A 6,235-nucleotide genomic window follows, 5' to 3' on the forward strand; every position below is an offset into this window, starting at 1 on the left:
TTCAGTCTCCGACAGAGGTTCTGCCGATATCATCGACAGCAGATTGTAGGGCGATCCGGTCGAGGCTTTCGACCGGCAAAGAGGTAAACGCCTCAATCCGACGCTTCAGCGCGCCATAGGCGTTTTGAAAGGCGAGGCTTTTCTCGGCATCGGTTCCGGTGGCTTTTACCGGGTCTTCCATGCCCCAATGGCCGCTGATCGGTTGGCCTTCCCAGGCCGGGCACTCTTCGTTTGCGGCTTGATTGCAAACGGTAAAGACAAAATCCATCTCCGGCGCGCCGTCGGCTGCAAATTCCGACATATGCTTGGAGCGCAGGACCGAGGTGTCGTGCCCTTTGTCCTGCAGCACTTGCACAGCAAAGGGGTTCAATTCGGACGCGGGCTGCGTTCCGGCGGAATAGACGGTGAACCTGTCATCCCCCAGATCGCGCAGCAGCGTCTCAGCAAAGATCGAACGGGCGGAATTGCCCACGCATAGAAACAGGACGTTGAACTTGCGGTCAGTCATGTCTTGATTTCCTTGTGTGAAAGGCATGCAGATATCGGGACGACCCCGGCAGCAGTCGACAATCAGGAAGTCCAGCATCGCCTGCACTTTCGCCATATCGACGGAATAAAGCAGGGATGTCCCGGATCTCTGTTGCGTCACCAGCCCGGACCGTTGCAGCGCATTCAGATAGTTCGACATGGTGCTGGGCTTGATATCCAACTCGGATGCCAGCTCGCCCGCCGGCACAGTGTCAGGAAACCGTCGCATCAACATGCGAAAGACCGTGATGCGTTGCGGATGGCCCAGTATGGACAGTTGATCGGTGATCTCTTTTATCATATTTCATGAAATATTGAAAAAATGATGCAGAGTCAAAGCGACTTTGATGTTGTTACATAAAATTCACAAACGAAACCGTCCCGAGATAGCACACAGCGATTTGGGGATTTGCGCGAAGGAACGCGCCCCAGATTTTGGTGTGAGACGCAAGATCTGAAACATGAGTATCTTGGCTTGCAGGACCAGAACTGAAGGTTTAAACGAAGCTGCGCCCCCGGTCAGAACCAGGTCCGGGACACTAACGGTGCCGCTGTAGCTCAGCTGGTAGAGCACGTCATTCGTAATGATGGGGTCGGGGGTTCGAGTCCCTTCAGCGGCACCAGGCATCCAGTGAGTGTCACCGCCAGACATTCGTGCAAAACTCAACCTCAAGGCCGGGAAAGTGTCACGCTAAACGCCTGCGAGGCGACACAGCGTTGCGGCTCAGTATATTCGGGATCAGTTTCGGTCATTTGTCTTGAATTGAACCGATTCACGTTTGACTGAAACTGCATTCGAGGGCCATGGTGCCCAAACCTTTCTTTGTCTTGAGGGCCATCGTGACCAACTTAAACCTGATCGCTGGCGAATGGCTTGCCGGTGAAAGTGAAATAGAAAACCGAAACCCCTCGGATCTGAGCGATCTGGTCGGCATGTTTGCCCAGGCCAGCGCGGATCAGCTGGAGGCGACGCTGGATCAGGCGCGCGTGGCACAAACCGAGTGGGCGGCCTATGGGCTCGAGCGTAAACAAGCGGTTCTATTGAATATCGGCAACGAGTTGATTACGCGCGCCGAAGAACTGGGCACTCTGCTCAGTCGCGAAGAAGGCAAGCCGCTTGCGGAAGGAAAGGGTGAGGTCTTTCGGGCCGGGCAGTTCTTTACCTACTACGCGGCCGAATGCCTGCGTCAGATCGGTGAGAATGCAGATTCAGTGCGGCCTGATATCGAGATCGACGTGCGCCGTGAGGCCGTCGGGGTTGTCGCCGTCATCAGCCCGTGGAACTTTCCGACCGCGACAGCCTCTTGGAAGATCGCTCCGGCATTGTGCTATGGCAATGCCGTGGTCTGGAAACCCGCAAACATCACCCCAGCCTCAGCCGTGGCATTGTCAGAGATCATATGTCGTCAGGACATTCCAAAGGGCCTGTTCAGCCTTGTCATGGGGTCGGGCCGGTCGATCGGACAACGGCTGGTGGATAGCCCAAAGGTCAACGCCATCTCGTTCACCGGGTCGGTCCCGGTGGGCAAGGGAATTGCTTCGGCAGCCATTCAGAACCTGACCAAGGTGCAGATGGAGATGGGGTCGAAAAACGCCTTGGCCGTGATGGATGATGCCGATCTCGATCTTGCCGTCTCGCTGGCATTGGGTGGCGCGTTTGGAGGGACCGGTCAGAAGTGTACCGCGTCGTCGCGTTTGGTCGTTCATGCCACTGTTCATGATGCGTTTGTCGAAAAACTGGTGGCTGGTGCGCAGGCGATGAAAGTGGGTCACGCGCTGCAAGAGGGAACGCAGATGGGCCCCGTAGTCAGTGAACAGCAATTGGCCGAGAATCTCGCCTATGTTGATCTGGGCAAATCCGAAGGTGCCGAACTGGCCTGCGGCGGTCAGCGTTTGGACATGCCGCAGGATGGCTACTACATGAGCCCCGGTGTCTTCCTGAGCACAACCAACGATATGCGCATCAACCGGGAAGAAATGTTTGCACCGCTCACCTCGGTCATCAAGGTCGGCAGCTATGATGAGGCTCTGGCCACCGTCAACGATACGAATTTCGGCCTGACCTCGGGCATTGTCACGCAAAACCTTGCCCGCGCCACGCATTTCCGCCGCAACGCGCGCACCGGGGTCGTGACCGTGAACCTGCCCACCGCGGGCACCGATTATCATGTGCCCTTTGGGGGCCGCGGTGACAGTTCATATGGCCCGCGTGAACAGGGCAAGGCCGCCGCCGAGTTCTACACGACGGTCAAGACCGCCTATATCAGTGCCGGAAAGCCGATGTGATGCGGATCGACGGGCTGCAATACGCCAATTGGTCCGAAAAAATCTTTCGGCAACTGCGCGAAGGGGGCGTGGATGCGATCCACGTCACCATCGCCTACCACGAGAATTTCCGCGAAACCGTTCTGAACTTTGAACAATGGAACCGGTGGTTCGAACAATATCCGGACCTGATCGTGAAAGGGCAATGGGCCAGCGACATTGACAACGCGCGCGAAACCGGGCGCACGGCAGTGTTCTTTGGCTTTCAGAACCCGTCGCCTATCGAAGATGACATCGGTCTGGTCGAGATCCTGCACACGCTGGGCGCGCGGTTCATGCAGCTGACCTACAACAATCAGTCGCTGTTGGCGACGGGTTGTTATGAGGCCGAAGACACCGGGATCACCCGCATGGGACGTCAGGTGATCAAGGAAATGAACCGGGTTGGGCTTGTGGTGGACATGAGCCACTCGGCGGACCGATCAACCATCCAAGCGGCTGAACTGTCCGAGCGTCCGATTGCGATCACCCACGCAAACCCGTTCGATTGGTCCCCCGCCCTGCGCAACAAGCGCGATGCAGTGATCCGCGCTGTGACAGAAAACGGTGGGATGTTGGGATTTTCGGTCTATCCTCATCACCTGAAAGACAAGTCGGATTGTACCCTTGAAAGCTTTTGCGAGATGATCGCGCGGACGGCTGAAACCTACGGGGCAGAACATCTCGGGATTGGCACGGATCTGTGTCAGGATCAGCCTGACAGCGTGGTCGAATGGATGCGCGTTGGCCGGTGGACCAAGGAAATCGACTACGGCGAAGGCTCTGCCGCAGCCCCCGGTTTCCCGCCCATGCCAGCCTGGTTCAACGACAACCGCGATTTTGGAAACATCGAATCCGGTCTGCGTGCCACTGGCATGAACGACGACGAGGTCGCCGGGATCATGGGGGGAAACTGGTATAGGTTCTTTGACCAGAGCTTCATAGCTCAAGGATAGCTGAATGGAGACGGACGTACAGGCACAGGTCGAACGGCGAGACCCCGCAACCGTCATGCGATTGTCGCGGCTGGGGTCGTTGCATCAGTGTCGGCTGAGTTTCATGCGGCAGTTGACCCGCCGCATGGCCCGGGAAAACTGGTCCTTCTCACGCCCTGTCTTCGACATTGATGCAAATGGAGTGGGTAGGGCTGTCTACACGGCCCATGGGCCGGACCGTGCATATTCATTGGTCGCTTTCGCGCATGACCTGCCGCCTGAACAACGATCGGACCGTGTGATTGCCGAAGCGTGGGATGCCACCTTTGCTTTGTTCGATGGCGTCCCCTCCGAGGCTGATATCCAGCGTCTTTCGCAAAACGTACCGCTGCAAGAGGCCGGACGGATAAGCGAAAACGAGCTTTCGTTGTCGCGCGCCAACCGCTCGGTAAGACTGTGGGATCATGTCGTTGCAGCCCTCGCTGCAGGGCAACAACCCGATTTACAGCAGATCTACCAGGTCGGCTATCTGATGCGCACAACTGCTGTTTACGGCTCGGGCAAATTTGGAGCCGCAGATCGAGAGAAAGTTGCCGACCGTCCAGAAACCCAGGCGCCGTTTCAGGTTGAAATGCTGTCGGTTTTCCTGACCCGAACCTTCGTCCGCGATTTGGTTCAGCACATGGCCAATATCGCAGGTGGTGATCAGGCGGCAGAACTTGATCCGGGCATCGCTCGGTGGTTGGGAATTGGGAATTCGACCGGACTTGGCATGGCGCCATTCATCGTCAATCACCCGGTTTTGTTCAACAATTGGATCATGGCACGCGAAGAGGCAATCGCGCGGGTCCGTGCGGTTGATGTGGCCAGCGATTCCGAGATCAAAACCTTCAACGACGTTTTCAAGCGTAGCCAGCTGTCGATCTCGTGGTGGCAGTCTCAACATCCGATACAGGTCGCAAAACTTCAGGCCCTGAATGCCGATGTGGGAGCAATTGCCGAGTACCTTGCGCAAGATGGCCTGACAGAACATCGCCCATGGGACCGATTGGTAATCTGGTCACAAACCGCGCTCAGTGAAGAAGGTCAGGAATTTCTGGCTTCGCTCATTCTGGAACCGTATGACACCCTTGTGGATGGATTGGCCTCGTGTATGGCAGATAGCCGCACGGACGCGTTTGTCATCAACGGAGCCATGCCAATCCGGCACGTACGCGATCTGATCCGGAACACTTATGGCTGGGCTCTGACTCTGGATTGGGAAGCTGAAGAAAACTGCGCCCGTGCCTGGTATGTGTCAGAAGAAAAGCTGGAACCCCGCTTGGGGGAACGGTTTGAAGAACCGATTGAGGATTACGAGCAACCCTTGGCGCCGGCGCGGGATGCTGCGGCTGCTTATGACACACTTCAAAACTGGGAAGATGCCAGGCCCGTGGCTGAATTCCTGCTGCGCCATCCGGAACATCGCCACGCCATCCGACGTGTTCAAATGGCTCCAAGCGCGCCCTACGGCGAAATTCGCGACAATACGATTGGGTCAAAAATACTGCCTATTGATATGTTGCGGGCAAAGCTGTCTTTCTTTGGCGCAACGCATTTCGATCCGCGTTCTGATCGCTGGGTCCGCATTTGCATGTATTCCGGTGCGCCTTACCCGGAAGAACTGACTTGCGACAACGCCGATTTTTGGGTCTACCCTCAGGCTCCGGCATGATCTTTTCGCTAAATGAGGTAGAAGCAACTGCAAAACGGGCCACCCGTGGTGCAGGTTATTACTGGGGTCAGGCCGAAGAGGCCGCAAAAGCAACCCGCTGGCTTTGCCAGCAAGGGTTGGACGGCGCCCGAACTCTGGCCCGATTGCTTGAGCGAGGGCTCGCATCGGACCCAAAAGCGCACCATCCCCTGCAAATTGATAGCCCCTGGCAGAACACACGGGATTTATGCCCCTTGTTTGCAGGGCCCTTGTTGTCGGACAGCGCTCGCTTGCTCAAGACAGGCCCTATCGAGATACGGGACATCGCCGCGCCTGCCCTTCTGCTGCCCTTTGCATCTTATGCGGCCAATATATTGCAAGAGGTTTTGAAAGTAGACATGGATGGTGTGCCGGCACTGACCGATGGGGATCGCCTCGCGACCCCGAACGAATTGCCCGTCAAGGCACACAAAGTCATCGTTTCACTTGGTGATATGTCCATTCCCCCGCGCGCGCAGGTTGGGCGCGCTTATCCTGCCCCGCAGGATTGGGACATTCTGAACCGGTTTGCACATCGTACGTACGTGCCTGCAACCGAGGAATCCCGTCTCCTTGGCGCAGGTTCGGACCTTTCCGACAATGACTGAGAAAACACTTCGGTTGAGAGTTTGAACCTCTGCCCTTCAGGTTATTGATCTGATTATGTGAGATCTAGTTTCAAACGGTCGGGTGGAGTGTTTGTAGATCGAACGTGCTGTGCGGGTATTGGTTGCGG

Annotated in this window: 5 protein-coding genes and 1 tRNA gene; 5 read left to right on the top strand and 1 reads right to left on the bottom strand. The window is 56.6% G+C overall.

Annotated elements, in window-relative coordinates; translation table 11 throughout:
- Position 1 precedes the first annotated feature (1 nt).
- Complete coding sequence (locus tag ACR0L4_RS18090) at positions 2-829, bottom strand: arsenate reductase/protein-tyrosine-phosphatase family protein (protein WP_480514469.1); 828 nt, start codon at positions 827-829, stop codon at positions 2-4.
- A gap of 246 nt (positions 830-1,075) precedes the next feature.
- Here ACR0L4_RS18090 and ACR0L4_RS18095 point away from each other — a divergent pair.
- The 5 genes from ACR0L4_RS18095 to ACR0L4_RS18115 all read left to right on the top strand — a co-directional run bounded on the left by ACR0L4_RS18095 (position 1,076) and on the right by ACR0L4_RS18115 (position 6,107).
- Positions 1,076-1,151 (top strand) — tRNA-Thr (locus tag ACR0L4_RS18095).
- Between the two features lie 181 nt (positions 1,152-1,332).
- On the top strand, positions 1,333-2,814 hold the full coding sequence (locus ACR0L4_RS18100; RefSeq protein WP_480514470.1) for an aldehyde dehydrogenase family protein: 1,482 nt from the start codon (positions 1,333-1,335) through the stop codon (positions 2,812-2,814).
- Positions 2,814-3,788, top strand: coding sequence for a membrane dipeptidase (locus tag ACR0L4_RS18105; protein ID WP_480514474.1), 975 nt, complete (start codon positions 2,814-2,816; stop codon positions 3,786-3,788). Before ACR0L4_RS18100 ends, ACR0L4_RS18105 begins: the two co-directional genes overlap by 1 nt.
- A 4-nt stretch (positions 3,789-3,792) precedes the next feature.
- Positions 3,793-5,481, top strand: a complete 1,689-nt coding sequence (locus ACR0L4_RS18110) for a hypothetical protein (protein WP_480514471.1) — start codon at positions 3,793-3,795, stop codon at positions 5,479-5,481.
- Complete coding sequence (locus ACR0L4_RS18115) at positions 5,478-6,107, top strand: DUF3726 domain-containing protein (protein ID WP_480514472.1); 630 nt, start codon at positions 5,478-5,480, stop codon at positions 6,105-6,107. Before ACR0L4_RS18110 ends, ACR0L4_RS18115 begins: the two co-directional genes overlap by 4 nt.
- Positions 6,108-6,235: the final 128 nt, after the last annotated feature.

This window comes from Ruegeria sp. AB5 (assembly GCF_056542645.1).